3 protein-coding genes and 1 pseudogene are annotated in these 2302 nt (G+C 34.8%); 1 reads left to right on the forward strand and 3 read right to left on the reverse strand.

The window, feature by feature from the left end; genetic code table 11:
* Positions 1-263: 263 nt before the first annotated feature.
* Positions 264-398 (forward strand): annotated as a pseudogene (locus PGZ10_RS16460) (DUF6061 family protein); the annotation flags it as partial.
* Between the two features lie 304 nt (positions 399-702).
* Here the strand turns inward: PGZ10_RS16460 and PGZ10_RS16465 are convergent.
* The 3 genes from PGZ10_RS16465 to PGZ10_RS16475 form a co-directional block, all read right to left on the reverse strand.
* Positions 703-1017, reverse strand: coding sequence for a type II toxin-antitoxin system RelE/ParE family toxin (locus tag PGZ10_RS16465; RefSeq protein ID WP_117558205.1), 315 nt, complete (start codon positions 1015-1017; stop codon positions 703-705).
* Positions 1007-1267 (reverse strand): type II toxin-antitoxin system Phd/YefM family antitoxin, encoded by a 261-nt coding sequence (locus tag PGZ10_RS16470; RefSeq protein ID WP_117558181.1) that lies wholly within the window; start codon positions 1265-1267, stop codon positions 1007-1009. Before PGZ10_RS16470 ends, PGZ10_RS16465 begins: the two co-directional genes overlap by 11 nt.
* Before the next feature lie 216 nt (positions 1268-1483).
* Positions 1484-2302: hypothetical protein (locus PGZ10_RS16475; RefSeq protein ID WP_270541902.1), on the reverse strand; the 819-nt coding region annotated here is incomplete at its 5' end.

Below are 2302 nucleotides of genomic sequence, written 5' to 3' on the forward strand. Positions count from 1 at the left end.
GAGCTTTCCCTTATTGTTTCCCTTGTGTTATATCGTTCCACCAGTGTTTACGAACTCTGATAAGGGAAAATACAAGGGCACAAGAGGTCCGGTGGACCTCTGCTCTGTGCCGACCGAAGCGGCAGCGGAGACCAAAAAAATTATATAAAACAGTATAACACAAAATAAAAGTGACATGGTGAACTGATTGAAATGCTTCTGATTTTTGTAGCAAATAATTGATTGAACGATAAGGAGATAAGATACGATGAGAACAATATTTATATATGCTTCGCATTGACTGCTGGGAAGCAGAAAAGAATTTGAGAACCACACCCAGATCAGATTGTGCATTAAACACACTTGCCATTGATGAACCACTAGAATATGCGAGACTGTATCTTGATGGGAATGTTTGATTACTGAATCTTCAATATTGATAATTTTTTCCATCTTCTCATTCCTCATATGATTCTCATTTTTACTAAAGTTAAAATCATTTCCTTTGTTTTCGATTATACAGTTCTGTACCCGCAACTTTTTGCTTATTCAGCAAGTTTTTAATTTTTTCACATACTTACTTTCAAATATTTAATTGAGAATACAGAACTCCTCTATATGAGAACAACTTTATTCTCATATAGAGGAGTTCTGTATTGTTTCCTACTACTATTTTTCTAAAATAAATTATCGCTATTTTGCAATTACATTTTTATCATTCTGCTATAAATGACGATCTGTATCTCTCGCACTATATATCAGTCGCCTTACTTCCATAACATTCCCGATAACCACATAATATACCACATAATTCCTCACATAAATCCGATAATATGGATACTCTCTCCTTTTTGCAGAACGATAAGGTTCAAACGCAAGAGGATTTTCCAGCCTTTTCAATATGGCACTTTCAATATCATCAACCAACCGATGTGCCGCATCTTCATTTTTCAAGACATTTGTAATGTAATTTACCGTACTTAGCAAATCAGTTTCAAATATTGGCAAGTAGCGAAGCTGATAAGATTTATTTTCCATGTATTGCACTCCTTGCATTTTTGAACACGCTTTCGTGAGAAAGTCTTTCATCGGTTCTCGCAGCCTGCCTGTCAGCTTCATCAAGCTTCATTTCGATATTATCAGTGAGGCTTGCATACTCTTCTAAACTTAAAACAACCATAGCTCCATATCCATTTTTAGTTAAATACACAGGATTTCCACTATTAACAAGAGTCTCAATTTCAGGAAATTTATTTCTGAGATCAGAAACTGGGCGAATTTGTATCATTTCCACCTCTCCTTTCACTTTTTGCTATCTTTATTTTATCCTAATTTTATCACAATTACAATAAACAGCAACACATTTCTCACAAATTCTACCATCCGCTTATACTGCATACTCATCAGTCATAACTATTTCTCTCAATATAATATTTTGCCGCTTCCTGTAAAGACATCCCTTTCTTTCTCGCTTTATCTCTCACACTGCTTACAGAGATACTTTTCATTCTACAAAGGGTTTTGTATAATAATATTCAACCGCCTCTACCCTACTCTTTTTTGTTCTCCACATGTAACCATAAACGCTCCTGACATTTATACCAAGATTGCGGCAGCAGTCACTCAAATCATGATAAATACTATCCCGGAATACAAATGTTCTGGAATCTATTTTTTGTCCTTCCTGCTTTTCAATACGATTGATATAAAATTTCAAAGCTTCTTCTCTGGATATTCCGTGCCGTTTTGCGTATGCCGACACATAAGATGCATTACATCCAAATGCTCTGCAACATGATGTAAATGTAATATATTCCTGTCCGCAGAAATATATTTTTCTTTTATTATGATAATTCAAATAGCTGGAAAGCGCATGCCGCAGCAGAAAATGCTTTCTTTTTGCATATCGCCGGACGCAGATCGGTTTAATCTCATATGCCATGCAGCATGCGGCGAAACTGTCATAAGTCACATGGTTATATGTAAAACGATTATATTTATAATACTGATAATAATGGCTGAGCGCCTTCTCTTTTGATGATTTATTTTTCTGCATATATGCCAATAACGATTTATAATTTATATTGTAATAATCGCAGCATTCTTTTAAATCTGTCCACCTCGCTTTCTTAAAATAAAATATACCTAGTTTTTTCAAATTTCTGCAATATGCGATTGCTTCTTCAGCTGTACACTTGTGGATTCTTTTGTAAGACATAACAGATCCATATCTTACTTCATAGTATTTGCAACACTCACGAATACTCTTCCATTTTTTATTAAATGCATAGAAGATGATGCCAGGGTCAAAAGCCCCAAAATA

The organism is Coprococcus sp. AF102-57 (assembly GCF_027686195.1).
GTDB lineage: Bacteria > Bacillota > Clostridia > Lachnospirales > Lachnospiraceae > Allocoprococcus > Allocoprococcus comes.

Bases quoted from the DNA above. Each gene is read 5' to 3' on its own strand.
- PGZ10_RS16465 (WP_117558205.1), bottom strand. From the start codon at position 1,017: ATGGAAAATAAATCTTATCAGCTTCGCTACTTGCCAATATTTGAAACT.
- PGZ10_RS16470 (WP_117558181.1), bottom strand. From the start codon at position 1,267: ATGATACAAATTCGCCCAGTTTCTGATCTCAGAAATAAATTTCCTGAA.